This is a genomic window from Leptospira venezuelensis, from assembly GCF_002150035.1.
GTDB lineage: Bacteria > Spirochaetota > Leptospiria > Leptospirales > Leptospiraceae > Leptospira_B > Leptospira_B venezuelensis.
On record NZ_NETS01000008.1, the window covers coordinates 434,056 to 460,761 of the forward strand.

Here is a 26,706-nt window from a genome sequence, read left to right on the forward strand (position 1 = left end):
ATCAGATCGATTTTCCCGAGAGCACTAATCTTCCTAAAACTTTTCCTGAAGATAGGTCATTCAAAGCGATATCTGCGTCTTTCAGATTTCTGATTTGAACCGGAACGGGACGAATTTTTTTTTCGGATACAAGCTTTAGAAGTTCCTTCAACTCGCCCGGAGAACCTGTATAACTCCCTCGGACTGTTAAACTTCTCAAAGAAAGAATTGGAGTCGGGATCTTTAACTCTCCACCGAAAAGCCCTACGCTAATCAAAGTCCCATTCTTTTTCAAAAGTGAAAATCCCAAGGTAGAAGTAGCACTATTATTCACAAAATCGATCACCGCAGAAACTCCTAATAGACCCGAGATTTTTTTAACTTCGGATGCAGGATCAGTATGAGAAGAAAGAACCGTATAAAATCCAAGCTCTTTTAGTTTTTCCAGACGGGCCCCATCTAGATCTAAAAAGATCACTTTTGCTTCTGTTAGAAGTGGAACTAGTTGAGAAGCAAACATCCCAAGCCCACCTGCTCCTATAATTACCAAAGAATCCGTTTTTTTAAGTGGAATTGCCTTTTTCAAGGCGCCATAAGCTGTAAGTCCTGCACATGCATAAGAACATGCATATTCAGGAGACAGATCGTAAATATCTAAAAGCCATTTTTCATCCGGGACTAAAATACGATCCGAATAACCTCCGTCTTGGTAGATTCCTAAAGATTTAGGAGCAGAACAGAGTTGAGGATTTCCAGATTCACATTCTTCGCAAGAACCACAACCGATCCAAGGATATACTAATTTTGTTTGCCCTACGGAAACAGCAGTGACCTTAGATCCGATTTTTAAAATTTTGCCTACAACTTCATGACCTGGAGTTAACGGAAGTTTGACTCCTCTATCCTTAACGAATAGTTTTTCTTCTCCGCCTATTTTATAATACCCATCCCTTAAATGAAGGTCGGAATGACAGACTCCACAAGAGATCACTTCTAATAATACTTCATGATCTTTAGGTTCTGGATCTTGTTTTTCTTCCCATTCCAAAGAAGATCCGAATTCCACCAATCTAACACTTTTCATTTTTTAAAGATAAACCTCTTTTCTTTTGAAAACACGATCCATTTCTTCTGAAATCATTCTCAAACCCTCTTCCGGAGCCTTTAGAAGATTTACCTTTGTAAAAAATCCATGTGTATAACCCTTGAATTCTTTGAATAAAACAGAAACTCCTGCTTCTTTTAATTTTTCTGCATATAGTTTTCCATCATCTCTTAGAGGATCGATGTCAGCTATACAAACAATCGCAGGAGGAAGATCCTTCCAATCAGTTTGGTATAAAGGAGAAGCCTGACGATCTGATCTTGTATTGCGATCGGGAAGATATTGAGAAATAAACCATTCCATATCTTTTTTGGTAAGACCTGGACCTAATTCAAATTCTTTATACGAATCCGTATCGCAGATCGCTTCCGTAACAGGGTAGATAAGAATCTGCAGATCGATTTTAGGACCAGCTGCTTCTTTAGCTCTCATAATGGTAGAAGCAGCCAAATTTCCTCCTGCACTATCACCCGCAACTACCAAGGGAAGATTTTTCCATAGATTTTCATTCTGAGAAAAGATCCATTCTAAGGAAGTATATGCATCTTCTAATGGCAAAGGAAATGGGAACTCAGGAGCTAATCTATAGTCGACTAAAGAAACAATACTTGAAGTGATCTCCGCAAGTGTGCGAGCAAATGGATCGAAATCTTTTAATCTTCCTACAACCCAACCTCCACCGTGGAAGTATAGAATTTTGGATTTAGGTTCTGTTTTTGGAATATAATTTTTTACGAATACGTTTCCAATTTTGGATGGGATGGAAATATCCTGGACTTCCCGCATAGGCGGACCTTGTCCCAAAAGTTCTCCGATAGCTGAATAGCCGTCCCTTCTTTCCTGGATACTTCCTTGGGTAAAACCTGTGAGTCCCTTAGAGGAAATCAGATTTGCGTATTCCAACATCTCCGGAGCAAATTCCATTCTTTTCTCCCTTCAATAAGTAAGGAAGAAAAGTATATTATGAAACCGGCAATTTGTCGTTCCAATTTATAGATCGGGAAAGGAGAAGTGAACTTAAAAAGAGGAGCGATTTGCTTCCATATAATAATGGTTAGGCACGAGTCCTTTGGGCCCGGAAAAATTCCTGGCTTCTATAATCTCAAATCCTAGTTTACTATACAAGCCTTGAGCGTTTGGATTCTCTTGGGAAACATCCAGGGAAATTTTGTCGTAACCTGGATAAGTCGAAACAGCAAATCTCATCAACTTCTCCGCTATTCCTTGTCTTCTTTCTTTCGCCGGAACAGCGATATGTCCCAAGTATAATCTACCGGATTTAGGAGGTTGGATCATTCCTTCCATACTTAATCCTCGGATCGCAACTTTAGGCGCTCTTAGACCATAAATACGGAAAATATTTCCTGCAGTAGCGGCATTTTGAAAGAAGAAGTTCTCTGAACGGAATATAACGATACTTCCTACTACCTCACCCTTCTTTTCAGCCAAATAATGATTCTTATAACTGAATGTGTTTTTGGTTCCCTGGAAGGACTTGATCAGAAAATCCTGGGCGGAAATTTTTCCCTCGTTAAACACATAGTCCCAGGCAGCAGGCCCGGAACTATAGATCAAAGGAACAGCAGCAGTCGCGTCTTCAGGTCTGGCAGGGCGGATAGTAATTTCGTTAGACATTCTTAGATCGCTGAGTTGAGTTCTTCTCTTAGGCGTTTTGCCTCTTCGAAGTCAGGCTTCATTACGATTGCCTTATGCAAATACTGTAAAGACCTTTCTGGACGATTCCAAATCTTATAAAGAGTAGCAAGATTAAAAAGAGAAATATGAGGTGCGTCGTTTAGGGTGCAACGAAGTGATTTTTTCAGCCAGAAAACGGATTCTCTTTCTCTTCCCATACGAAGAAGAAGGATTCCTATTTCGTTGCAAGGATTTCCGTATTCAGGATTCACTTCTACGGAACGGTAGAAATAGTACAGACCTTTTTTCCAATTACTTCTTTGGTTTTCAATCAAACCCAGAAAAAAGTAGGTCTCATGGCTTTCGGTATCTTCCAGTGAGGATTTTAGTAGGAATTCCGCACGATCCAAATCGCCGGTTCTGTAAAAAAATTTAGATGCTTCTAGCTTGTCTTCAGGCGTCAGGTTTTCCAATTATCTACCCGTTTTTATTTTTATTTTCGGACGCCTCTTGAAATAGCTTAATTCCGTTTTCCGTGTAGGACTTCCTTCTTTACATTTTCCCGAAGGAACTTGGAGATACTCTGAGCATCCAATCCGTACTCGGCAAAAATTTCCTTTCTCTCCCCGTGGTGGATTACCTCGGAAGGGAAAGCGAATGTTTTGATAAAACGTCCCAAATACTCCGGAGAGATCCTGTTTAGTAAATATCCGGAAGCTCCTCCATCTAGATAACTCTCATCCAGGATTGCAAAATGACGAACATGAGAAAGTTCTTCGTCCAAAGCATCTTTGCCTAGGGGACGAAGCCAAATCAGGTCGATTAATGTGACTGAATATCCTTCTTGTTCGAGTAGACTTGCTACCTTCTTCGCTTCTTCTAACATAGAACCGATGGAAAGAAGAGCGATATCCGTTCCTCTTTGCAGTACTCTAAAACTTCCAGGTTTTAGATCCTTCTCCGCTCCAAAATCTAAACCGGAAAGTTCTACGTTTGCTTTAGGAAATCGGATCGCAATCGGAGACTTATCATAGCTCTCCATAAACTTAAGTGAATCCACCAGGTCCTGTCCGGAAGAAGGCACAAACACATCCATATTCGGTAAGGATAGAAGATAACTTAGATCGAATAATCCTTGGTGAGTCTCCCCATCCGGCCCAACACAACCTGCTCTATCGATCACGAACCGAACAGGAAGGTTCATCAGGGAAACATCCTCCACTAACTGGTCCATTCCCCTGGTCAAAAAGGTAGAATAAATACACATATAAGGGATCACATCCCCGTTCGTCATCGCTCCCGCAAATGCAACAGAATGTTGTTCCGCGATACCCACATCGTACACATGATCCGGGAATTTAGAAACATATTCCCCGAGTCCAGAACCTTCTATCATTGCTGGAGTGACAGCGGCAATTCTTGGATTTTTTTCTGTCAGGTTGGAGAGCACCTTACCCACTATCTTAGAATAAGAAATTTTAGAAGAATCGCCTGAATCCATAGCTCCATCTTCCTTGCGGAACGGAGTTACTCCATGGTATTTAATTGGATCCTTCTCTGCAGGAACGTAACCTTTTCCTTTCTGAGTGATTGTATGAAAAAGAACAGGTCCTTTCATGGTCTTGATCTTTCTAAGCATCTTAACCAAACGAACTACATCGTGACCATCTTCAGGTCCTATATAAATAAAACCTAAATCTTCGAAAAGTCCGCCAGGAGTGAAAACATCTTTGAATCCTTTTTCTACCCTTCTGAAAAAACTTTCCATTGCGGGTCCAACGATCGGTAACCATTTAAGGAAAGTGTAAAATATTCTTTTCCAGTTCAGATAAAAATGAGAGCTGATGATATTATTCAGATAGTTGGAGATAGATCCGACATTCTTAGAGATAGACATATAATTGTCGTTTAGGACCACGAGCAGATCTTTTTTAAGATGACCTGCATGGTTCATCGCTTCTAAAGCCATACCAGTGGCGATAGATGCATCTCCAATAATTGCTGCGACTGCGTAATCTTTTCCAGTCAGATCTCGAGCAACTGCTTCTCCCAAGGCTTGGGAAATAGAAGTGCCCGCATGGCCTGTATTATATAGGTCATAAACTGACTCTTCTCTTTTAGGAAATCCTGAAAGTCCTTTGAATTTACGAACTGTGGAAAGTTTTTCTTTTCTGCCTGTTAGGATTTTATGAGGATATGTTTGATGTCCTACATCCCAGATAAGTCTGTCGTTTGGAGTATCAAAAACGTAATGTAAAGCGACTGTGAGTTCAACAACTCCCAAGTTACTCGCGAAATGCCCTCCGATCCCGGAGAGAGTATCAATGATATAATTTCGGATCTCGGAACAGAGTTTAGGCAGTTCCTCGAGGGGCAATTTTCTGAGATCCGCCGGAAGGCGGATCCCGTTCAATAACGAATCTTCCTGTTGCATGTATTCCGTCTTTGACGGTCATCGGGACTGCTCTACTGAATGCAAAGGTCTCCTTAGAAGTTTTAGGTCTTCTTCGTTCACTAAGTCAATCAGTTCATAGATCCTAACTGGTTTGGTTTTACCCTTTACCTTAACAAGATCTAATTCTCTGGCGATTATGCGGTCCTTAACCTTCTCGTAAGTATATTCCGAAATAATAATATTTGTGGCATATTCCTTGTTGGATCCTTCCAGACGAGATCCCAAGTTAATGGTATCTCCCATACAAGTATAGTCCATCCGGTGAGAACTTCCCATATTCCCAACGACAGCCGGTCCGGAATTTAATCCGATACCAATGTCCATCACAGGAAGATCTCTTGCTTTCCATTCTTCTTTCAAAACAGCGAGTCTTCTCATCTGAGCGAGAGAAGCCGCGCAGGCATAATAAGCATGGTCTTCTAGAGGAACCGGAGCCCCCCAGAAAGCCATGATCGCATCCCCCATGTATTTATCAATCGTTCCCTTGAACTCAATAATGATCTCGGTCATTTCCGAAAGATACTGATTCAGGAATTGGACCAGTTCTTCTGGACCCATTTTTTCCGACATGGTTGTGAATCCGCGAATATCCGAGAAGAAAATGGTGATGTCCTTCTTAGATCCACCTAAGTTTAGATTTTCTGGATTTTTAAGAAGTTCATCTACAACGTCTTTGGAAACGAATTTAGAGAATGTGGTTCGGATATATTTTACGTTCTCTTCTTCCGTTAGGATCTTATAAACTATGATCCCCACGAATATGAAAAATTGCTCCATGACCACGGCCGGGAATACGTGAATTATATTAAATTCTGAAAAATCGTATAATGTAACGACACTATATAAAAGAGCGATCCCTATAATGAATAAAAATCCCCAAGAGGTTTTCATTCTAGGCAGGATGAGTCCCACGATAAACGCCATAGAGAAGAAGATCAGGAAATTTCCTGCGAGCGGCATGTCCCAGAGAAAGTCCTGATTTAAGATCGTATTAATAGCGTGTGCGTGGTGTTCGATCCCTGACATATCTCCGAATGGAGACAAGTGAGTATCTTTTGCAGCACCTCTTCCTGTAGCGTAGAACATCGCGACTAAGAAGATATTATTATTCACCTGGGTAGCAGTTTCATTGTCCCAGCCTTCAGATACTTCGAAGAACTCTGTAGTATTATAAGAATATAATCCACCAGGGAAGTTGATCTCCATCTGGCCATACTCGTCTATCGGGATGATGATCTCACGAGTATTATTCGGCCTGGCCATGATATCTTCAGTGACCATTTTTAAAGATGTGCGGTCAAAATAGCTGATATTCTTTTGGGGAATATTTTTGATCTTCACATATTCACCCATTACAACTTCTACATCTTTTTTAACATCCACTCCGTAGTAGTTACAAGCTATGATTAGATCGATAGAAGGATAATATTCGTCAGCTCTACCTGGACCTGACCCCAAAATTTTTGCAACGATAGGCATTTTACGGTTCAGACCGGATTCGTCTTTTTTAATATTCGCAAATCCTAAACCGGAAGATTTTTCGGCAATTGGTTCGATAGGTGATTGCGGGAATTTTAACCAAGAAAGACCTGTTTGTTCGTCCTTTACATTCTCTAATTTGAATTTACGAAGAATTTCGGTTCTTTTCTCAAGATTAATAATTGTACTCTTGGATTCCAAACTGGTTTCCATAGGATAGTCGAACATTACCCTTGGGTTTCCATTAAGAGCCTTGGACATCTCTTCTGTTTGTCCCGGCTTATAGTCCAGGAAGAAAACGTCGAACATTAGATGATTGGTAGAAGAAGCGAATTTATCTATTATCTTTGCGTAATATTTCCAAGGAAGAGGCCATACACCACCTAGTTGGTCCAAAGTTTTGGTGGTAATCCCGATAATATTGATATCCCTTCTTGCTTTTTCAGGGGGTTTCAATTGGATTTGTTCTAAATCACCCTTGTCCGATTCCTTCTCCACTCTTGCATCTGTTTGGTTGCGAAGAACATTAAATCTCCAAGAGATTGAATTTTCTTCTAATTCTGAAACTGGAGTGAATGCAACATATAGATCAAACCAAACTAAGGATACAATGATCGCTAACCAAAGACTTCCTACTAACTGAGGATTTTTGGAAAGCTTGGTGATTGCTTTATAGAAGAAGTAAGAAGATGAAAATAAAAAAAGTGCGCCTAATAGCAGAAGTTGAAGTGAATACTCCGCTTCGGGAAAAAACGCGTAATAGAAATGTGCCAGAATTCCGAGGGTTGTTGTGACCCCAAAAATAATATCCACAACGGTAAATTTCTGGGCTGCTTTGGACTCGCTCATTCTTTCCTCCGATCCGGAAGATTCTCTCTAACGGGACGGTTTCGTCAATTTTCTTCCCAATTCAGGAAAGAAAATATCGACTATTTCATGCAGAGGTGCTAGACGCGGAGGGTTTTGGGGAATGTAGGAATTCCTACTTCACTGCTTTGTGTGCTAGTTTTTTCCTCTCAAAGAACCAGAAATCGATTGTGCATATTCTTCCAGTTTTTTTCTACAAAGACTAGGGTTAGAACCATTCTCTTCTATGATCCTTTGTACTGCGGAACCTATGATGATCCCATCTGCATACGCGGAAATTTCTTTTGCCTGTTCTGCGTCTGAGATCCCAAATCCGGCGCTCACAGGAAGTGAGATAATATCTTTCGTTATTTTGATCCTATCTTCCAGATCCGCGGAGATTGATTTTCTTTCTCCAGTCACTCCATACGAAGTAACATAATAGATAAATCCGGAAGCAAAATCACGAATTCCTTTCATCCGATTCAAAGGAGTCGCTGGGGTTACCAAATGGATCAGATCTATCCCTCTTCTTTTTAAGGATTTGAATAGTTTGTCCGTCTCAGGGGTATCATACGGAAGATCAGGAATGATCATACCTTGGATACCCGCAATTTTAGCCTTCTCCGCAAACTTTTCAAAACCATAATGAAAGATCGGATTAAAATACGTTAGATACACTAGAGGAATATGAGGATGCAAAGAATGTATCTTTTCAGTTGTTTCCAAAATTGTATCCATGGAGAACGGATTCGCAAGAGCACGTTTGAATGCTTTTTGAATTACAGGTCCATCAGCAACTGGATCAGAGAATGGGATTCCAAGTTCTAAAATATCAGCGCCACCTCTAATAAGAGCATCCGCCCAATCCACACATAGATCGTAGTTCGGATCTCCTAAAGATATATAAGGGATGAATGCGCTTTTTGAATCTGAAAAAACGCTCTTAATTGCGCTCAAATCAAATCTCCTTGTGAAAGACCAACCAGTCTAGCTACTTCAGCAACGTCCTTATCTCCTCTTCCTGAAAGACAGATCAGAATGTCTTTTTTCTTTCCGAGTTCCTTTGCAAGGTCCTTTGCATATCGGAAAGCATGAGCAGTTTCTAATGCAGGGATAATACCTTCTACTCTACAAACTTCCATGAATGCATCCAAGGCACCCTGATCAGAAACTGTTTCGTATTTCACTCTTCCAGTTGAATGTAGATGAGCATGCTCAGGTCCAACTCCAGGATAATCTAATCCAGCAGAAACGGAGTGAGCCGGAACTACTTGTCCACCATCATCTTGGATCACTAAAGTTTTGGTTCCGTGTAAAAAACCAGTCTTACCAAAAAGCATAGTGGCAGAATGTTCTCCAGGAGAAGGTCCCCTTCCCCCAGCTTCCACTCCGTATAGTTTTACTTTTTTATCATTTAGAAATCCGTAAAACATTCCCATCGCATTGGAACCGCCGCCTACACAAGCGACTACAGCATCCGGAAGTTTATCGTTCTCTTTTTTGAACTGTTTTTTGGACTCTTCCCCCACCACTTTTTGGAAATCACGAACGATTGTAGGAAATGGATGCGGCCCGATTACGGAACCTACTATATAATGAGTATTAGAAACATTTAATGCCCAATCTCTCATCGCTTCGGAGGTAGCGTCTTTTAAAGTTGCAGTCCCGGAAGAAACTCCTATCACCTTCGCTCCAAGCATTTGCATACGGATCGCATTCAGTTTTTGGCGGCGGAGATCTTCTTCTCCCATAAAAATAGCAGTTTCAAATTCGAAGAGCGCACCTACAGTTGCAGTTGCCACACCATGTTGGCCAGCTCCTGTTTCTGCAATGATCCTACGTTTACCCATTGCCTTTGCAATAAGAGCCTGACCGATCGTATTATTGATCTTATGTGCACCTGTATGGTTCAGGTCTTCACGCTTCAGCCAAATTTTAGCTCCACCCCATGCCTTGGTCAGCTTCTCAGCATAGGTGAGAGGAGAAGGTCTTCCGATATAATTCTTTCTGTAAAACTCCAGATCCTTTTGGAATTTTTTATCCTTACGGAGTTTATTGTAAGTATCTTCCAACTCGATCAACGCTTCGGTCAAGATCTCAGGGGAATATCTTCCTCCAAAATCTCCGAAGTATCCTTCTTTTTCAGTGAAGCTGCGTTCTTTAGCCATGACAGTTTTTGAAGGGATTAATCTCCCAACAACTCCTGGTATAATTCCTGACGTAGGTTTTCCACTCTGGTATTCAAATCATCAAAGTCCGTGAACTTGAAAGTTTCATCCTTATCATATTTACGATTATAGATGGAAATTTCGCCGGACTCGAAAAACTTTTTACCAACAGTGATACGAATCGGGAAACCGATCAGCTCGGAATCCTTAAACTTGAATCCAGGTCCAAGATCTCGTTCATCCCAGAATACCTCGAAACCTTCGTTCTTTAGATTTTCGTAAAATTCTAATGCCTTTGTATCTTGTTCCTCACCTTTAGTGAGAGTCACAAGACCAATTTCAAAAGGAGCAATACTGATTGGCCAGTAAATACCCTTATCATCATTACATTGTTCTATAACTGTAGCCATAGTACGGTTCACACCGATACCATAACATCCCATGGTAAGAGTTTTTGCCTTACCTTGTTGGTCCAATACTTGGATCTGGAAAGACTTAGTATATTTATCTCCAAGTTTGAAGATATGACCTACTTCTATTCCTTTCTCTGCTTTTAGAGTTTTTGCGCAGGTAGGACAAGGATCTCCCTCTCTTGCCATAGCAACATCAGCAGTTTCGTATTGGACCTTGATCTCGGAAGTAGGAACATATCCTTGGATATGGAAATCTTCTTTTCCTCCACCTACAATATAGGCACCATCTTTTTGGATAGAAGAGTCCAAAATTACCTTAAACCCAGGACCTGCATCAGAAGGCCCGATAAACCCAGGAACTAAATTAGAATTTTTTAATTCAGGCTCTGGAATCATATCCAAGTCGGACCATTTTAAATAAGACTTAAGTTTATGCTCATTCAGCTCCAGGTCCCCTCTTAAGAATACCAACAGTTTCTCTTTTCCATTCTGAAAAGCAACCGCCTTGATCGTATCCTGAGCGCGAACATTTAAGAAAGAAGCAACGTCTTCGATGGACTTTTTACCTGGAGTTGCCACTTCCTTTTTATCCTTAGGCCCTTTTGGAGAATCCTCTGCCTTTGCAATAAAAGGAGTTTTTTCACTATTAGAATTATAACCGCAGTCTCCGCAAAGAAGAAGTGTCTCTTCTCCAATAGGCGAAACCACCATAAATTCCTCAGAAGCGGAACCACCCATTGTTCCTGAATCCGCTTGGACTGGGATAGTCTTCAAACCGCAACGTTGGAAAATTTTGCGATAGGCGGTTCTCATTTCCTGGTAAGTAGCATCTAAAGAAACATCGTCCAAATGATAAGAATATGCATCTTTCATAATGAACTCTCTAGAACGAATTACTCCGAATCTAGGACGGATCTCATCTCTAAACTTGGTGTGGATCTGATAAACATTAATAGGCAGATCCTTATATGATTTCAGTAAAGGTTTTACTAAATAGGAGAAGGATTCCTCATGAGTAGGTCCAAGTGCATACCATTGGTCATGGCGATCTTTTACTCGCATCATTTCCGGGCCCATAGCACTCCATCTTCCGGATTGTTCCCAAAACTCGGAAGGTGTCATGATCGGAAGTTCAAATTCCAATGCACCGGTTGCGTCCATTTCTTCGCGGACAATATTTTCGATTTTTTTAAGGATACGTAATCCTAATGGTAGGAAAAAATAAAAACCAGAGCCTGATTTTCTAACCAGACCAGCTCGTATCATCAGCCTATGGGAAGCGACTACCGCGTCCGAAGGATTTTCTTTTTCCGTAGGTACTAAATATTTAGATGCTCTCATGACTCTCGATTATCTTAAGAAATCGTGATAAGTCACATAGAGGCCCAAGGATAAAAGGAAGAAGAATCCTAATCTCAAAACTTGCTCTTGAACAGCCATCGGCAAAGGTCTACCGGCGATCGCCTCGTATGTGAAAAAAACGATATGTCCACCGTCGGCTACCGGAATCGGAAGTAAATTCATAATCATTAAAGCGATCGAAATAAATGCCACGAACTGAAAGTAAGAGAAAAATCCATCCTCTAAGAATTGAACGGAAACTTTAGCAAGCCCTACTGGACCAGAAACGCTATCCTTGACTTTCAACCTTCCGGAAAAGATCATCCCGAGCCCTCTCAGGTTATCGCTGATCATTTTTCCTACGTCTTTGCCGGATTGTAAGAATGCCTCTCCGAAGGAAAGTTTTCGGTCCATACTTTCCTCTTTTACATGCATCTTAGCAGTAAAACCTAAAAGACCGATTTGGTAGAATCCGAGTGTTGTGTCCCAAACTTGGCCCTGCACTTCTAACTGAACTCTTTTGCCAATTTGAGTCTGGACAGTCTTTTTAAAATCTTCCAGATCTGCAAAAGACTTACCGTTTATTTTCAAGCTTAGAAGTTTGAGCTTAATTTCAGGATCATGACTTCTGAGACTGATTGTACTGATAGGTATTTCAGGATACTTTCTATCTCGAACATCCTTTAATTCCACAACAAATGCGGCAAGAGGAGTCATTTCCACTTCCGCTTTTTCACGAGTCCAAGGATTAAGTAATGGATACGTTTTACGATCCACTTCCAATTTCACTTTTTCGTTTTGGAATTTTCCAAGAGTTCTTTGTAATTCAGGAACGGTATGAACTTCTATCCCGTTAACGGATAAGATCCTGTCTCCATCGTTCAGATAATCTAAGGCTCTGGATTCGATTGCTTCTTTGTTCAGTCTTGCTTCTTGTAACGCAAGTTCACGAGGGGAAAGTTTTGGATCTAATGCGGCCTTTCTTTCTCGTTGTTTTCTATATTCTGCTGCTTCTCCATTCGGATCCAAGAAGGAAAGTTTTTTCAAAAACCAATGACTGAGAGTAGAACCGTATCCGAAGTCCACTTGTACTAGCCTTTCTCCTGCAAAATCTACTCCTATTTGAGGATCTGCAAAATGGAACTCTAGTTCTTTCCCTTCTCTCTCTACTTTGAGTTGGATATCTTTACCGCGAGCAAGCCCGAGCTCCGATAATAATTCGTATTTGGATTCAGTTTTAGTCCCATTCACGGAGATGATCTTATCTCCGCTTCTTAAACCAGCTTGGTATCCGGAAGAATATTCTGTGATCGCAGGTTCTATATAAATCTTAGTTCCAGCAGGAGAATAACCGATCGCATATAAACCGAAGATAATAAAAAATCCAAGTATCAAATTGAAAAGTGGTCCGCCGAAAACAGGGATCATTCTTTTCAAAGGTGGAGTAGATAGAAACTCTCCTTTCTCTCCTTTTAAGGCCCCACTTTCGTCCCCTTTAAAAAGAACATAACCGCCTAACGGAATTCCAGTAACCTGAAAAGTGGTCTCACCAATTTTCTTTTTCCAGATCCCTTTTCCGTAACCGATAGAGAAGATCCTGGCTTTTACTCCTACGACCCAACCCATGATTAAATGGCCGAGCTCGTGTATAAAAATACAAAGGGCCAACATGAATACAATGCCTAGAATATCTGCTAACATAAATGCACTACCTTATCTTTAGAAAAATGGAAGGCCAATTCTCTGGCCTTTCTATCCGCTTCTTCGTACCCTTCTAAATCATTCGGAAAAGTATTTGGGATCTTTTCCAAAACATTCCGAACTAGAGAAGGTATTTCGGTAAAAAGTATTTTACCTTGTAAGAATAATTCCACAGCCACTTCGTTAGAAGCATTAAAGATAGAAGGAGCAGTACCTCCTGCTCTTCCAGCCTCATAGGCCAATGCCAAGCCCGGATATCTTTCCATATCAGGCTCTAAAAAATCCAAAGTTCCCCAAGATGTAGCAGGATGCGATCTCAGTAAATTCGGAACCATTTTAGGATAATATAATGAATGCGCCACTGGAAAGATCATATCCGGATAAGAAGCATATACAAAACTTGCTCCGTCCTTGGTTTCCACAAGACCGTGAGCTACACTTTGAGGATGAATCACAACGCCTATCTTGTCATACGAAAACCCGAAAAGAAAATGAGCCTCGATGACTTCTAATCCTTTATTGATCATTCCTGCAGAGTCGATCGTAATCTTTGGGCCCATATTCCAGGTAGGATGTTTTAAAGCCTGTTCAATTGTTACTTTTGGAAGATCTTCTAAAGCAAGTTTACGGAAAGGTCCGCCGGAAGCAGTTAGGACTATCCTTTCAAGTGAGTCCTTCTTCATATTTTCCAAAAGCTGGAAAAGTGCATTATGTTCTGAATCTACTGGGACCAAAGACGATTTAGAATTTTCTAATAAACTTTTGATAAAAGGTCCGCAGCTTACCAAGGTTTCTTTGTTCGCGATCCCTATTTTTTTACCTGCGCGAATTGCGGCAACAGTTGGACGGACCCCACTTGCACCTACAACTGCTGTAACAACGGTTTCTATTTCCGGAGCCGAAACGATCTCTTCTAAACTTTTAGATCCATACAGTATATTTGTATTTCCGATCTTATTTCCAAGTATAGTTCTATCTGCAGTTTCAGAACTGATACATAAAACATCCGGTTGGAATTCCTTCGCGATCAATTCCGCTTTTTGTAAATTGGAATGTACACTGAAAGATACTAGCCGAAACTCTTCCGGAAATTGGCGGAGTATTTTGAGAGTAGACTCTCCTACCGATCCGGAGGCACCCAGTATAGAGACGCCTCTTTTCATATTGTTAGTTAGACCGGAAATCCCAGAGCGACCTTGATCTGGAGATAAAAATAAAGGATAGGAACTGTTAAAAGTAAAGCATCAGCTCTATCCAAAATTCCACCGTGACCAGGGATCAAATTCCCCGAGTCTTTTACCTTAGCATCCCTTTTCATTGCAGATTCCAATAGGTCCCCAATGATACCAACAAAAGATAAAATTAAAGAAGTTAAAAATACTTCTGCACCTGAAACTAAAGGTGCAACTCCTGTGCTTCTTTCCCAGAGAATATTGAGAAGAAATACTGAACCGATCGCAACTATGATCCCTGAAACATAACCTTCCCAAGTCTTTTTAGGAGAGATCGCAAGTCCTGCAGGATTTCGACCGAACCAACGTCCGCCAAAATATCCACCCACATCGGTCATGAATGTTGCAACCGAAACCAAGAACACATAATAGATGCCTTGGTTCATTCCCAAAAGAAGAAATAAATGTCCGAGTGGAAGTGCTGCGTAAACTACTCCTAAAATTGTGGAACTTACTGAGAAGATCGCACCATCCAGGGGCCTTCTCAAAATCTGAAGAAGGAAACTAAATAAGAAAAGTAATACAAAGGAGAAGGTCACAGCATCAAAACTAGGAACAAACAGTTTAATGTGTCTTTGGAAAAAGATCGGAGGCTCGAATTTGTTCTGAGAAGCTACAAATCTAAAATAATAAATTAATAATATTATAATAAAGAAGAATATTCCAGTTCCTTTAAAGGGCCTTCCGTCCTGACCTCTGTCAGAAAGCCTATAAAATTCCGTCAGACCTATTACTCCTGCGACCAGAAGTATTATCAGGGTTTGTAAATAATAAAAATCCCTGTAAAAGATCATGAACAGGTAGAGGGCTACGAGCACAGCCGCAGAAAGGATCCTTTTTGTAGTTTCACCCATTCTCTAAACCTCCGAATTTTCGGGTCCTTCTAGCGAACCAATCCAAAGCCTCTCTGAGATCCTTGTCTCCGAATTCAGGCCAAAGATTTTCCGTAAAAAAAAGCTCCGCATAAGCGGATTGCCATAGAAGGAAATTGGATAATCTCCTCTCCCCTGCAGTTCTAATCAATAAATCTACCGCCGGAAGGGGGTACGTATACAAATATTTTTCGAGTTCTTTTGTGCTGATCGGTTTTTGGATGGAGATGGACTTCTTCTTTCTTTCTTCCGCTACTCTGGAAAACGCGCTTAAAATCTCTTCTTGGGACCCGTAATTTAAACAAAAGTTCACAGTTAATTTGCGGTTTTTGCGGGTAACCTCAGCAGCATGATCGATTTTAGATAAAACCAGAGAGCTTAATTTCTTTCTAGAACCCGAATGTAATATTCTGATCCCTTTTGCATTGATCTTTTCTAAACGGGAATCTATAAATTCCACCAATAGATTGAATATGGATCTGATCTCTGTGATCGGACGTTTCCAGTTTTCAGTGGAGAATGCGTAAAGAGAAACTACTTCGAGACCTAAGGAAAGACTGGAGTCCATGAGACGATCAATTGCGTCTGCACCAGCCCTATGCCCTTCTGATCTGGAAAGTCCTTTAGATGTCGCCCATCTTCCGTTCCCATCCATGATGACGGCCACGTGACGGGGAATTTTCTTTTTGGAAGAAGCCAAGCTTAGACCGTAGTGATTTCCTTCTCTTTTTCAGCGGTAATTGCGGAAACTTTATCTATATAAGAATCCGTAATTTTTTGCACCTGGTCTTGTAGAGTTTTTAATTCGTCTTGGGAAATTCCTTCGGAATGTTTTTTAAGATCTTCCATCGCATCGCGGCGGATATTCCTTACGGCGACCTTCTTCTCTTCCGATTTGGATTTAACCACTTTTGCTAATTCTTTACGTCTTTCGCCCGTAAGTTCTGGAATAATAATACGAATTACAACCCCATCATTCGTAGGTTGTAGTCCTAACCCAGAGGCTTGGATTGCCTTTTCAATATCTTTCATAGTCCCCTTATCATAAGGAGAAACTACGAGAAGTCTAGGCTCTGGGGCGGAAATATTTCCCAACTGATTGATTGGTGTTGGAGTTCCGTAGTATTCCACTCTAAGATCTTCGATCAATGCAGGGTTGGCCCTGCCCGTACGAACTCCCGCAAAATCCTTTTTCAGGAGTTCCACGGTTTTATCCATCTTGGATTTCATTGCGTTGATTATATCTTCATTCGCCATCGATCCGAATATCCTCCGAGTTAGAAATCAGGGTACCTATTTTTTTGTCTCCGAGAACCAAATCTTTTAAATTGCCCCGCTTAAAAATGTCAAATACGATTATTGACATATTGTTTTCCATACAAAGACTGAGGGCAGTAGAATCCATAACTTTCAATCTTCGTTTAATGGATTCCATAAAGGAGATATGAGTGTATCGTTTAGCACTTGGATCTTTTTTAGGATCCGCTTCGTAAACACCATCCACCTTAGTGGCTTTTAGGATCACTTCACATCCTACTTCTACCGCTCTTAAACTTGCTGCAGTATCCGTAGTAAAATAAGGGTTACCTATTCCACCAGCAAAGATCACGATCCTTTTCTTTTCTAAATGTCGGACCGCTCTGCGGCGGATATAACTTTCTGCGATGGAATGAATATCGATTGCTGACTGAACTCTAGTATAGAGTCCTTTTTTCTCGCAGGCATCTTGTAGTGCCAATGCGTTTTGGATGGTAGCGAGCATCCCCATATAATCTGCGGTGGCTTGGTCCATCCCGACCTTAGCGAGATTTGCTCCTCGGATCAGGTTTCCCCCTCCGACTACCAGAGCAATCTCTACTCCTAAAGAATGAACTTCTTTGATCTCTTCTGCAAGTGAATGGGCTTTATTACTATCTATCCCAAACTCTCCCTCTCCGGCAAGTGCCTCACCGGAGAGTTTTATTAAGATCCGCTTATACTTAGAAGTTTCTTCGGCCAAGGTTTTACGCGCCGCCTACCTGGAAACGAGCAAAACGAGCTACGATGATATTTTCACCGAATTTCGCAATAGCTTCCTTAACCAGATCGTCAACGGTCTTAGTATTATCCTTGATGAAGGCTTGGTTCAAAAGGCATACTTCAGAGTAATACTTTTTGATTTTTCCAGGAATGATCTTCTCGATCTGTTCTGGTTTTTTACCTTCTTCTTTTAATTGAGCTTCCAAAACCTTAGTTTCACGCTCGATATCTTCTGCAGGAACTTGTTCTTCGCTTACGTATAGAGGAGCCATAGCTGCGATTTGCAGACAGATCTCTTTTCCGAGAGCTTCGAAAGCCTCGTTACGTGCAACGAAGTCAGTTTCAGAGTTGAGCTCGAGTAGAACTCCGATCTTTCCGTCTCCGTGGATATAGGAAATATTTCTTCCTTCTTTGGTTACGCGTCCTGCTTTTTTAGAAGCCTTAGCGATTCCCTTTTCACGCAACCAATCTGCAGATTTGTCTAGATCGTTATTATTCTCAACAAGAGCCTTTTTACAATCCATCAATCCCGCACCGGTGCGGTCTCTTAGTTCCTTAATAAGGTCGGTAGTAGATGCTGACATGATCTTCCCTCTTACTCGCCTTTATCGATTTCAATAGCGGCTGGAGCTTCAGGAGCCGGAGTGGCTGCTGGTGCTGCAGGTGTTTCTTCTTTTTTAGAAGAAGCAACTGGATCCTCGTCCATAATGAACTTACCACTTTCGTCGTATTCACCTTGGTATTCCAGAGCAAGAGCTTCTGAATCCAGATCTTCGCTGAAGCGAGGTTGTTCTACAACTCCACCTGTTCCTTCAATGACCGCGTTAGACATGGTTTCGAGGAATAAGGAAATCGCACGGATCGCGTCGTCATTACCTGGGATTGGATAGTCGATCAATTCAGGATCACAGTTAGTATCAACTACTGCGAAAATTTTAAGACCAAGCTTACGAGCTTCTTTTACCGCAATCTCTTCTTTTTTAGGATCGATCACGAAAAGAACTTCAGGAATGCTATTCATGTCCTTGATCCCGCCTAAAGTTTTGCGGAGTTTGTCCAATTCTCTACGAAGAGATAGAATTTCTTTTTTAGTTTTAACTTCTTTTTCGAAGCTATTATCCGCTTCCATTCCCTCTAGTTTTTTCAAACGAGCGATGGATTTTTTAACTGTATTCCAGTTAGTTAAAAGTCCGCCCGGCCAGCGGTTATTGATGAAGAACATGCTGCAACGGATTGCTTCTCTTTCGATAGCTCCTCTTGCTTGCTTTTTAGTTCCAACGAATAGGACTTTTTTTCCTTCGGAAGTAACCTTCTTCAATGCGTCATATGCTTCTTTAGCTTTTTGAACGGTTTTTTGAAGGTCGATGATATGGATTCCGTTTCTTGCTGTGAAGACATACGGAGCCATTTTCGGATTCCATTTTCTTGTCTGGTGACCGAAGTGAACTCCGGTTTCCAGAAGGTTTTTCATGGAAATTACTGACATGAGTTGTTTACCCCTTTTTTAGTACGAAGAACAATGTCGCCACAAGTCCCAAGAGACTTGCAGGGGTAACTTGTGCTTCGACTTTAATTACGTAAAGTTCCAGCCGAACCGGTTCTTGTAAGAGGTAGACGGAGAGGATATGGACCCCAAAAACGTTGTCGATAATTACTCCGACTACGGCTCCGGCCAAGGTTCCTAATAAGATGGCTAATGCGATTTTGGCCGCTTTTCCGCCGTCCATAGGTCGTTTCGGGCTAGCAGATACCAATTTTTCAGGTCGGACCGAAGGGTCAATCCTTATTAGGAAGGATCATCTCGCAGTTACCTTCGAAGATCACTCCATCAGCAATTTGCAGTTTTGCAGTCTTGATGTTTCCGTTTACTTTTCCGCTCGGAAGCATTTCTAATCTTTGGGTAGCGATCACATTGCCTGTGATCTCTCCGCCTACGATTACAGTCCCGGCCTTGATATTGGCTCTGACCTTAGCTCCTTCGCTAACTAATAAAAATCCTTCGGATTCTATTTCTCCCTGGAATTCGCCTGAGATTTCCAAAGGTTTTTTGAAGTTCAGAATTCCTGAAAAATGGGTTTCTCTTCCTAAAACTGTGGAGATAGTCCCGAATTCGGTTACAGTGCGGCTTGGTTTGGATGCGGTTGAGGCTTTTTTTGACATGATACCAGATTATTTCGTTTTCATCTCGAAAACCCCATCCCAATCTTCAGGTGGAGGATTCGCGATAAATGCTTCGCAGCGTCCTATGTATTTTTTAGAAGGCCCGTCGTTAGGAGTGATCTCTACTGCCTTTTTGAACAGTTCCCAAGCTTCCTTGAACTTTCTATTCTTGTACAGTGCGAGACCTTCGTCGTACAATTTCAGAGTTTGTTTAAAAGACTCAGTGACCATGAAAGCTCACTCCTTATAGAGAACGACAACCGCAGTGGAATAATTTTCCGCATGGCTGATGGATACGGAAACACCGCTATAGCCTTTCTCGAGGAACAATTCTTTCGATTTTCCGTGAAGTACCAATTCTTTTTTTCCAAAATCTTTCCCGAAAAGTTCGATTTCTCTCATATCAAGAATCACCTTATCTCCGGGTTCTATGGCCTTGATGAATGCTTCCTTCACGCAGAATCTTCCACTAAGATGTGGAACTGGATCTTTTCTACCCGAACAGTACGCTATTTCCGTTTCTGAAAATACTCTTTTCAGAAATCTTTCTCCATGTTTATCGAGTAAGTCTCTGATCCTGGAATTTTCTACTATATCATTCCCGATAGTGATCTTCATTCTTCCTCAGGCTCCGGCAGAGGTTCTTCCGAGCCTGGATCCGAGTTTCCATCTCCGCCATCTTCACTTCCAGTTCCACCTGATCCAATATCTGGACGGACTCGATATAGGATAGAAATTCGATCTGGGAAAACTCCCTGTATCTCTACCGATTTGAGAATCGGTGCTTTTTCCAAACGGATTTTTGCAACGACAGGTTTACCGTCCGGAAGGATCTTTTTAGTTTTCGGATCGTATTTATGAGAACATACCACACTTGCATTCAGACCTTTAATGATCTGGATACTTCGTAACGGAGTTTTGGATTGTAGTTTTACAGAAACTTCCTGCTCCGAGAATTCTGCTTCTAGATTTTTATCCAAGTTCTGGCATTTCACAGGAACACCGAGGACTATACTTTCTCCAGGAGTAGAAGAATCGGCTACGATATTCACTGTTACCGAAACTTCTTTTATATTATCCCTATATCTCAAACCCGCAGGAAGATCCGGCACTTTAAATTTCTGAGTGAACGTTTTGGTTTTATCCTTCAAAGAAATAGAAGGTAGATTAACTATCCTCCCGACCTTATCGAACTCGGATGGATTACCTACAACAACCAGGCTCGTAGGAGAAACGAAATGAGAAGATTTGATATAATCTTTAGGAGGATCTCCAGCAAGTTTAGGCTCGATGATTAAAGTCCTGCTCACATTTGATTCAACTATGATCTTCACTTTTTCTTTTCCAGGAATTTTAGAAATTCTTAATCCCGGAGTAGTCCCCCCAAAGCGGACCACATTTACATTATTCTCACCAGGATGAAGATCAGTAGGAGAAATATATGCCTTTAAGGAAGGAGTGTAGAAGTTCACATAGTCGCGAACTCCTTCTACCTTAACTGGAAAGGTAGTATCAGATCCTTTTGCGATGATGAGTCCACCGGTAAGTTTAGGGTATTCTATCTTTATATTTACTTCTCTTACAAGAATTTTAGAATTTTGTAAATTGATATAGAATAATGTGGCAAGAATAACAGAGCCAAGTTTTGCCTGCCAGTTATTTAGAAGGGCCTTAATCATTAGATTCCCCTACTTCTTCCGATTCAAACTTTTTGTCTGCATTCGGATTTCCCGGTCCCGCTTTCTTCTCCTGAAGGATTGTATTCAAAAGATTTTTTAACTCGATCGGTTTTACCGGGTGGATCATTTCCCCGTCATGACAGACTGAAATTTCTCCAGTCTCTTCAGAAGTAACAACTATAACTGCATCAGATTCTTCTGCAATTCCAAGCGCTGCTCTATGTCTTGCACCCATACGAGCATCATCCAAATTTTGGGCCATAGGCAAAAAAGCACCGGCACATGCAATACGGTTTTGCTCAATGATGACCGCTCCATCATGAAGAGCAGTGTTCTTTTTGAATATGGTTAGAAGAAGGCTTGTAGAAAGAATTGCATCCAATTGGACAGCCTGTTCGGCGATATCTTTCAAACTATGTTCTCGAACGATCGCAATCAGAGATCCGGTTTTGTTTTTTGCCATGATCTTAGAAGCTTCTACAATCTCATCCAGATCAGTGGCAGTTTTCAAAAGGAAAGGACGGAATAATCTAAGCCTTGCCATATCACCGGTAATCTTACGAAGTTCTGGCTGAAGTAGAACTATGATCGCAAACACAAGTGCTGGACGAATATTATCTATGATCCAATCTAAAAGTTCAAAATTGAGGGTCTGGGCAAAAATACCAAGAACCCAAATAAGTCCGATCCCCAAAAGAAGCTGAACCCCTCTGGTTCTGCGGATGGTAGAATAGAATTGATAGATTAAAAAACTAACTATCAGAATATCCAGGATCATCACGATCCCGAACTTATCACTTTGGAATAAACTGATGTTTTTTAAAAAATCCATTTCAGGAACCTTATAACCCTAATACGGAAAACATATCATAGAGGCCTTTTTCTCTTCCGATTAAAAATTCAGCCGCTTTTACGGAACCAACTGCAAAAGTTTTTCTGTCTTGTGCCTTATGTGAAATTTCCACTCTTTCTTCTGGAGTGAAAAAATAGACAGTATGATCTCCTATCACTTCTCCCGCTCTAAGAGTATGGATCGCTATTTCTTTCGGATCTCTTTCAGGAAGAATTCCATGTCGACCATGTACAATATTTGACTCTGTCCGAGATAGAGTCTCCAAAAGGATTGCTTTTAGTTTTTCTGCAGTTCCGGAAGGAGCATCTTTTTTGTGGCGATGATGAATATCCTGGATCTCAATATCAGCTAGATCACCCATTACTTTTGCGGCGATCTCAGTCAGTTTAAAAAGAAGATTCACCCCGATGGACATATTAGGAGAATACACGATCGGAATAAATTTAGAAGTTTCTTTTAATAATTCTTTATGAGTTTCTACGAGACCAGTTGTTCCAACCACAACAGGTTTTTTGAATTCTTTGCAAGTAGATAGAACATCCGATAAAACTTCTCTAATTGAAAAGTCGATTACAGTATCACATTCAGAAATAGATTTAGAAAGATCGTCCGAAAACAAAATTTCATTTTGCTTGAGACCGGAATGTAAGCCGGAATCCAAGCCTAGATAAACGGAACCCTTACCTACTACCGCAGCGGAAAGTTCCGAAACTTTAGACCCAGAAAGAACTTGTATAATAGCCTTCCCCATTCTTCCAGAAGCGCCAATGACTGCGACACGATTCTTGCGGGCCAAATCGAATTCCTTATTTATAACCTTTTGCGAGCAGTTCCGAAACCGTTTTTTTCAAACGATCCGCTCCAGGACCAGCACTTAGAGAAGTCATAGGAAGACGTATCTCACCGGAACAGAATCCATGCCAGCTCATCACAGCTTTGATCGGAATCGGGTTGGTTTCTATAAATGCTAATGCGAATAATTCTATAAAATCGTAATGGATCTTTTGAGCGGAAGTAATATCTCCCTTTTGGAAAGACTCCACTAATTTCACGAGACTTTCCGGAAATAAATTGGAGATCACAGACACCACGCCCTTTCCACCTAAGGAAAGAAGAGGAAGAGTCAGGTTATCATCTCCAGAAAGAACAGTCATCTTGTCTCCAACCAAAGAGATTAATTTGGACATTTGTCCAAGATCTCCAGTGGCTTCTTTCATAGATCTGATCTTAGGATGTTCGGAAAGCCGAAGAACAGTCTCCGGCAATAGATTCACAGAAGTTCTACCGGGAATATTATACAACATCACAGGCACGGAAGAATGATCCGCGATCTCTTTAAAATGAAGATATAATCCCTCTTGGGTAGGTTTATTATAATACGGATTAACCTGAAGTATTCCGTCTACTCCGTCTTTGCAGGCAGCTTCTGTTAGTTCAACAGCCTCTCTTGTAGAGTTGGAACCTGTACCGGCTACGACCAAAATCCTCTTTTTAACATGTTTTACAGTTTCGCGGATCAGTTCCGCGTGTTCTTCATGAGAAAGAGTAGGAGATTCGCCGGTGGTACCACAAGGCACCACCCCGCTTACCCTTGCTTGGATCTGTTTATCCAAAAGAGAAAAATAGGAATCATAGTCTATTTTCCCGTTCCGGAATGGGGTAATAATGGCAGTAAATACGCCTTGAAACATAATATATAAATTCCTGATCCCTGGGCGATTTGGCAACCCCTATTTGATAAGGGTCCGGACCTGAGCCCAATGAAAGACTGGATCTAGGAACTCATTTTCGGAGAGAGTGATTTCGTAAAAAATGAAGATGGTGATTCCGACAGTGCACGAGAGAAATATATGAGATACAAAAGAATTCTAATCACACCTGACAAATTCAAAGGTACTCTTAGCGCTGTTCGTGTTGCTCGAGCTATGTCTGTGGGAATATATTCGGTATGGGGAGAAACTACCCCTATAGTTGAACTTCCGCTCGCAGACGGGGGCGAAGGAAGTCTCGTTGCTCTCCATTCTATGCGTCCGAAACTGAAACTTCAAACTGCAATCCTTCCCGACGCTTGTAAACACAAGCGGAGCGTTTGTTATTTAACAGACGAGATATCTGCCTACTTTGAATCGGCCAGACTATTTTCTTTAAACTTTCGAGGCAATCGACAATATCCCATCCTTGATCGCATGAGCAGTGGAATTGGTAGATGGGTCCAACAAATGTTAGTCAGGAACAAACAGGAAATATTTTTGTTTCTGGGTGGTACGGCAATATGTGATGGAGGACTAGGAATTTTGTTCGAATTCGGCTTTCAACTGTTAGACGGTAAAGGACGTTCCATACATTCTCTTCGAAACTTACCGACCGCTCGAACGTTAATCCCTCCCCAAAATTTCATTTCTCCGAAGGGAAATATTACGTTACTCACTGATGTCACAAATCCTTTAGTTGGCCCAACGGGTGCTCCCCAATTATTTGCACCACAAAAGGGTGCTTCTAAAAGTGATGTTTCCCTTTTGGAAGACGGACTCGGACAACTCTCTATCCTTTGGGCAGAGTTTTCCGGACGAAACAATTTAGATTGGCCCAATGGGGTGGGAGCAGGTGGCGGAATAGCACTCCCCTTTCTTGGCATGTGGGGAAAGCGAGCTACACTCAAATCGGGCTCACATTTCTTTTTAGAAGAATCCGGCCTAGCTCACACGATTCGTGAGGGAGATTTGGTATTAACTGGTGAAGGCAGAACAGATGCAGGCACTATCTCAGGCAAACTTGTAGATGCTGTAGTTCGTTTGTGCAGACAAAAAGGTGCAGATTGTTTGATCATTAGCGGATCTGTTTCCGACAGAGATCGGTTAAAAGCAGAGAATTATCCGCAAATAGTTGCCGTTTCGTCTGACGGTGTTGTACCTTCACGTAAAACTGCTGCAATAAAATTGTCTCAAGCAGTTTCACGCGCTTTCGATGTAATACAATAATGTTTGTATCTTAATAATGATTACGAACCTGATCCATTCTCCAGCTAAGATAAATCAATACTCCCATTTCCAAAAAACCGGACCAAATAAATGTGGCAGAAATTCCTATCCGATCTGAAAAAAATCCGGATAAAATTCCGGAGAATGCAGGCACCAGAAGAAAGACCAGACTATAAAGAGAAAGTATCCTTCCTCTAATATGATTTTCTGTATTCTGTTGGATTCCAGCTGGGATCAGAGTTATGATTACACCGGTCATAAACCCAAAGACAAAAAAGCAGACAACAGTAAGCAGCAAACTTTCTGCAAGAAAAGGGATGAGTGAAAATAGAAAACAACTGAATAGCGCCGTTCCAAAAAGAATATGCCCCTTCTTCTTTAAACCATGAAGAAGAAAGGTAACCCCTCCTCCGATCACAAGCCCAACCCCTAAAGCAGAAAGTAAGGCTCCCCTCTCTCCTTCACCTAATCCTAAAACTTCTTTAGCATATTTTGGAAGAAGCACCTGTACAGGACCGACTAAAAGAACCACTGCTCCCATAAGGAGTAGGAACTGGGAAACAAGCGGAGAATTTTTTAAATAGGCAACCAACTCAGAAATTCCAGGCCCAGAAGAAGAAGTATGGCTTCTCTCCCTCATCTGAACCGGAATCAAGATCAAAAAGAAAACACTCAAAACATAAGCGGAACCAATACTCATAAAAACATATTTAAAGGAGAAGTATTCCTTAAAATATCCGGCCACCAAAGGAGCAAGGCCATATCCAAAAAGAACAAGAGTGTTTAACCAAACACTATGTTTTCCTATTTTAGAATGTTCTAATAGATCTCCAAGTATTGCAAATCTTCCAGGCATTACAAAAGAAAGCCCTATCCCAGAAAGAACCGAAGACACAAGAAGAAGGTAAGGCTTTCCAGGAGAGATCCATTCAAAATGTAATGCAAAAGCGGCAAATCCTGAACCGCAAGCCATTGTAATTTGAGCCACGGCAAGAAGCCATTTTCTGGAATGTTTATCCAGTAACCTTCCAGCAGTAAAACTCAAAAACAAAAGAGGAAAACATATAAAAAAGAATACCCAACCTGAGAAGGTATCCGAATTAGAAAGACTTTGGGAAAGAATAATAGCGGTATAATTGAACATATTTCCCGCGAGCAGGCCCAGGATAGAAGATAGATAATAAAAAAGAATCACACATGGATATTGAGAAAAATCATCTCTCCAAGCAAGCCTAAATTCAGAGGAGAAGGGCTTAGTTTGAAGAATCAACGATGTGGATCACGCGGAGCAACAGAGAGTTTTAAGGCCGAGCCATACACATCTACAGAAACGAAATCATTCAAATTTTCGATTATCAACTGTTCTCCGAAAGTTAAAGTTATATAAAGAAGCTATATTGTTTTTTTCTCCCGGAATTTTAACGCGCAAAGAAGGCAAAACAGATGTTTCAGATACATTCATTTTTCATTTATTATAAAATAATAAAGTATATCCCGGAACGAATCCAGCTCAGGTCGAATTCGATTCACCAGACTTTACGGACGCCCCCATTACCTCCGGCGATTCTGACAATTCCAGAAATCAAGGGATTTTAGCAGATTTTCCAGATATGTTACTTCCCAACTATATAGTCAAAATTGAAACGGTTCCTCCTACTTCTTCTATTTCTTCTTTCACTTTTCAAACAGGAGGAGCACTCGACTAACTGCGCCCTGGCGAATCACATATTCAGTCGATTAAAAATAGACTGAATCCCAAATTAGCCACTCGAGGAACAAACGAACACT

General features: G+C 41.1%; 27 protein-coding genes. 1 reads left to right on the forward strand and 26 read right to left on the reverse strand.

Annotated elements, in window-relative coordinates:
- Window position 1 precedes the first annotated feature (1 nt).
- The 25 genes from B1C82_RS06120 to dapA form a co-directional block, all read right to left on the reverse strand.
- Window positions 2–1,063, reverse strand: coding sequence for an alcohol dehydrogenase (locus tag B1C82_RS06120; protein ID WP_086446709.1), 1,062 nt, complete (start codon window positions 1,061–1,063; stop codon window positions 2–4).
- Window positions 1,064–1,066: 3 nt separating this feature from the next.
- Window positions 1,067–2,008, reverse strand: coding sequence for an alpha/beta hydrolase (locus B1C82_RS06125; protein ID WP_086446710.1), 942 nt, complete (start codon window positions 2,006–2,008; stop codon window positions 1,067–1,069).
- A gap of 93 nt (window positions 2,009–2,101) precedes the next feature.
- Window positions 2,102–2,719 (reverse strand): GNAT family N-acetyltransferase, encoded by a 618-nt coding sequence (locus B1C82_RS06130; protein ID WP_086446711.1) that lies wholly within the window; start codon window positions 2,717–2,719, stop codon window positions 2,102–2,104.
- A gap of 2 nt (window positions 2,720–2,721) precedes the next feature.
- Entirely contained in the window at window positions 2,722–3,192 is a 471-nt protein-coding gene (locus B1C82_RS06135) for a tetratricopeptide repeat protein (RefSeq protein WP_086446712.1), read from the reverse strand.
- A 47-nt stretch (window positions 3,193–3,239) separates the two neighbouring features.
- The gene (gene dxs / locus B1C82_RS06140) at window positions 3,240–5,153 is read right to left on the reverse strand and encodes a 1-deoxy-D-xylulose-5-phosphate synthase (protein WP_086446713.1); all 1,914 of its coding nucleotides are present in this window, start codon (window positions 5,151–5,153) and stop codon (window positions 3,240–3,242) included.
- An 18-nt stretch (window positions 5,154–5,171) separates the two neighbouring features.
- Complete coding sequence (locus B1C82_RS06145; RefSeq protein ID WP_086446714.1) at window positions 5,172–7,502, reverse strand: adenylate/guanylate cyclase domain-containing protein; 2,331 nt, start codon at window positions 7,500–7,502, stop codon at window positions 5,172–5,174.
- A 153-nt stretch (window positions 7,503–7,655) separates the two neighbouring features.
- A complete protein-coding gene (gene trpA, locus B1C82_RS06150; RefSeq protein WP_086446715.1) occupies window positions 7,656–8,459 on the reverse strand; it encodes a tryptophan synthase subunit alpha in 804 nt (267 codons plus the stop codon).
- A complete protein-coding gene (trpB, locus tag B1C82_RS06155; RefSeq protein ID WP_086446716.1) occupies window positions 8,456–9,670 on the reverse strand; it encodes a tryptophan synthase subunit beta in 1,215 nt (404 codons plus the stop codon). Before trpB ends, trpA begins: the two co-directional genes overlap by 4 nt.
- Window positions 9,671–9,687: 17 nt before the next feature.
- Window positions 9,688–11,424, reverse strand: a complete 1,737-nt coding sequence (locus B1C82_RS06160; RefSeq protein ID WP_086446717.1) for a proline--tRNA ligase — start codon at window positions 11,422–11,424, stop codon at window positions 9,688–9,690.
- A gap of 9 nt (window positions 11,425–11,433) precedes the next feature.
- Entirely contained in the window at window positions 11,434–13,125 is a 1,692-nt protein-coding gene (locus B1C82_RS06165) for a site-2 protease family protein (RefSeq protein ID WP_086446718.1), read from the reverse strand.
- Window positions 13,119–14,288: a 1-deoxy-D-xylulose-5-phosphate reductoisomerase gene (gene dxr, locus B1C82_RS06170; RefSeq protein WP_086446719.1), complete on the reverse strand. Its 1,170-nt coding sequence runs from the start codon at window positions 14,286–14,288 to the stop codon at window positions 13,119–13,121. The genes B1C82_RS06165 and dxr overlap by 7 nt, the downstream gene beginning before the upstream one ends.
- 8 nt (window positions 14,289–14,296) lie before the next feature.
- Window positions 14,297–15,211 (reverse strand): phosphatidate cytidylyltransferase, encoded by a 915-nt coding sequence (locus tag B1C82_RS06175; protein WP_086446720.1) that lies wholly within the window; start codon window positions 15,209–15,211, stop codon window positions 14,297–14,299.
- Window positions 15,204–15,929, reverse strand: coding sequence for an isoprenyl transferase (locus tag B1C82_RS06180; RefSeq protein WP_086446721.1), 726 nt, complete (start codon window positions 15,927–15,929; stop codon window positions 15,204–15,206). Before B1C82_RS06180 ends, B1C82_RS06175 begins: the two co-directional genes overlap by 8 nt.
- 2 nt (window positions 15,930–15,931) lie before the next feature.
- A complete protein-coding gene (frr, locus tag B1C82_RS06185) occupies window positions 15,932–16,486 on the reverse strand; it encodes a ribosome recycling factor (RefSeq protein WP_086446722.1) in 555 nt (184 codons plus the stop codon).
- Window positions 16,476–17,228, reverse strand: a complete 753-nt coding sequence (gene pyrH / locus B1C82_RS06190) for a UMP kinase (RefSeq protein WP_008592152.1) — start codon at window positions 17,226–17,228, stop codon at window positions 16,476–16,478. The genes frr and pyrH overlap by 11 nt, the downstream gene beginning before the upstream one ends.
- Before the next feature lie 4 nt (window positions 17,229–17,232).
- Window positions 17,233–17,832, reverse strand: coding sequence for a translation elongation factor Ts (gene tsf, locus B1C82_RS06195; protein ID WP_086446723.1), 600 nt, complete (start codon window positions 17,830–17,832; stop codon window positions 17,233–17,235).
- An 11-nt stretch (window positions 17,833–17,843) separates the two neighbouring features.
- Window positions 17,844–18,734 (reverse strand): 30S ribosomal protein S2, encoded by an 891-nt coding sequence (rpsB, locus tag B1C82_RS06200; RefSeq protein ID WP_086446724.1) that lies wholly within the window; start codon window positions 18,732–18,734, stop codon window positions 17,844–17,846.
- Between the two features lie 7 nt (window positions 18,735–18,741).
- Entirely contained in the window at window positions 18,742–19,002 is a 261-nt protein-coding gene (locus B1C82_RS06205) for a hypothetical protein (protein WP_199775842.1), read from the reverse strand.
- A 22-nt stretch (window positions 19,003–19,024) separates the two neighbouring features.
- The gene (locus B1C82_RS06210) at window positions 19,025–19,408 is read right to left on the reverse strand and encodes a bactofilin family protein (protein ID WP_008592741.1); all 384 of its coding nucleotides are present in this window, start codon (window positions 19,406–19,408) and stop codon (window positions 19,025–19,027) included.
- Window positions 19,409–19,417: 9 nt separating this feature from the next.
- Window positions 19,418–19,639, reverse strand: a complete 222-nt coding sequence (locus B1C82_RS06215) for a tetratricopeptide repeat protein (protein ID WP_008592471.1) — start codon at window positions 19,637–19,639, stop codon at window positions 19,418–19,420.
- 6 nt (window positions 19,640–19,645) lie between these two features.
- A complete protein-coding gene (gene acpS / locus B1C82_RS06220; protein ID WP_086446726.1) occupies window positions 19,646–20,026 on the reverse strand; it encodes a holo-ACP synthase in 381 nt (126 codons plus the stop codon).
- Window positions 20,023–21,087, reverse strand: coding sequence for a YbbR-like domain-containing protein (locus tag B1C82_RS06225; protein WP_086446727.1), 1,065 nt, complete (start codon window positions 21,085–21,087; stop codon window positions 20,023–20,025). Before B1C82_RS06225 ends, acpS begins: the two co-directional genes overlap by 4 nt.
- Window positions 21,080–21,919, reverse strand: a complete 840-nt coding sequence (cdaA, locus tag B1C82_RS06230; RefSeq protein ID WP_086446728.1) for a diadenylate cyclase CdaA — start codon at window positions 21,917–21,919, stop codon at window positions 21,080–21,082. The genes B1C82_RS06225 and cdaA overlap by 8 nt, the downstream gene beginning before the upstream one ends.
- Before the next feature lie 10 nt (window positions 21,920–21,929).
- Window positions 21,930–22,736 carry a 4-hydroxy-tetrahydrodipicolinate reductase gene (gene dapB, locus B1C82_RS06235; protein ID WP_086446729.1) on the reverse strand — a complete coding sequence of 269 codons (807 nt, stop codon included), beginning with the start codon at window positions 22,734–22,736 and terminating at the stop codon, window positions 21,930–21,932.
- 10 nt (window positions 22,737–22,746) lie between these two features.
- On the reverse strand, window positions 22,747–23,631 hold the full coding sequence (gene dapA, locus B1C82_RS06240) for a 4-hydroxy-tetrahydrodipicolinate synthase (protein ID WP_086446730.1): 885 nt from the start codon (window positions 23,629–23,631) through the stop codon (window positions 22,747–22,749).
- 159 nt (window positions 23,632–23,790) lie between these two features.
- On the opposite strand from dapA, the gene B1C82_RS06245 reads away from it, so the two are divergent.
- Window positions 23,791–24,918: a glycerate kinase gene (locus B1C82_RS06245; protein ID WP_086446731.1), complete on the forward strand. Its 1,128-nt coding sequence runs from the start codon at window positions 23,791–23,793 to the stop codon at window positions 24,916–24,918.
- Window positions 24,919–24,928: 10 nt separating this feature from the next.
- On the opposite strand, the gene B1C82_RS06250 is transcribed toward B1C82_RS06245, so the two are convergent.
- Window positions 24,929–26,113, reverse strand: coding sequence for an MFS transporter (locus B1C82_RS06250; RefSeq protein ID WP_086446732.1), 1,185 nt, complete (start codon window positions 26,111–26,113; stop codon window positions 24,929–24,931).
- Window positions 26,114–26,706: the final 593 nt, after the last annotated feature.

Coding starts and splice junctions, on each gene's coding strand:
- B1C82_RS06225 (WP_086446727.1), bottom strand. CDS start 21,087: ATGATTAAGGCCCTTCTAAATAACTGGCAGGCAAAACTTGGCTCTGTT.
- B1C82_RS06210 (WP_008592741.1), bottom strand. CDS start 19,408: ATGTCAAAAAAAGCCTCAACCGCATCCAAACCAAGCCGCACTGTAACC.
- dxr (WP_086446719.1), bottom strand. CDS start 14,288: ATGAAAAGAGGCGTCTCTATACTGGGTGCCTCCGGATCGGTAGGAGAG.
- dapA (WP_086446730.1), bottom strand. CDS start 23,631: ATGTTTCAAGGCGTATTTACTGCCATTATTACCCCATTCCGGAACGGG.
- B1C82_RS06130 (WP_086446711.1), bottom strand. CDS start 2,719: ATGTCTAACGAAATTACTATCCGCCCTGCCAGACCTGAAGACGCGACT.
- B1C82_RS06215 (WP_008592471.1), bottom strand. CDS start 19,639: ATGGTCACTGAGTCTTTTAAACAAACTCTGAAATTGTACGACGAAGGT.
- acpS (WP_086446726.1), bottom strand. CDS start 20,026: ATGAAGATCACTATCGGGAATGATATAGTAGAAAATTCCAGGATCAGA.
- frr (WP_086446722.1), bottom strand. CDS start 16,486: ATGGCGAATGAAGATATAATCAACGCAATGAAATCCAAGATGGATAAA.
- dxs (WP_086446713.1), bottom strand. CDS start 5,153: ATGCAACAGGAAGATTCGTTATTGAACGGGATCCGCCTTCCGGCGGAT.
- B1C82_RS06145 (WP_086446714.1), bottom strand. CDS start 7,502: ATGAGCGAGTCCAAAGCAGCCCAGAAATTTACCGTTGTGGATATTATT.
- trpB (WP_086446716.1), bottom strand. CDS start 9,670: ATGGCTAAAGAACGCAGCTTCACTGAAAAAGAAGGATACTTCGGAGAT.
- B1C82_RS06175 (WP_086446720.1), bottom strand. CDS start 15,211: ATGGGTGAAACTACAAAAAGGATCCTTTCTGCGGCTGTGCTCGTAGCC.
- B1C82_RS06120 (WP_086446709.1), bottom strand. CDS start 1,063: ATGAAAAGTGTTAGATTGGTGGAATTCGGATCTTCTTTGGAATGGGAA.
- B1C82_RS06165 (WP_086446718.1), bottom strand. CDS start 13,125: ATGTTAGCAGATATTCTAGGCATTGTATTCATGTTGGCCCTTTGTATT.
- B1C82_RS06160 (WP_086446717.1), bottom strand. CDS start 11,424: ATGAGAGCATCTAAATATTTAGTACCTACGGAAAAAGAAAATCCTTCG.
- cdaA (WP_086446728.1), bottom strand. CDS start 21,919: ATGGATTTTTTAAAAAACATCAGTTTATTCCAAAGTGATAAGTTCGGG.
- B1C82_RS06125 (WP_086446710.1), bottom strand. CDS start 2,008: ATGGAATTTGCTCCGGAGATGTTGGAATACGCAAATCTGATTTCCTCT.
- tsf (WP_086446723.1), bottom strand. CDS start 17,832: ATGTCAGCATCTACTACCGACCTTATTAAGGAACTAAGAGACCGCACC.
- B1C82_RS06245 (WP_086446731.1), top strand. CDS start 23,791: ATGAGATACAAAAGAATTCTAATCACACCTGACAAATTCAAAGGTACT.
- rpsB (WP_086446724.1), bottom strand. CDS start 18,734: ATGTCAGTAATTTCCATGAAAAACCTTCTGGAAACCGGAGTTCACTTC.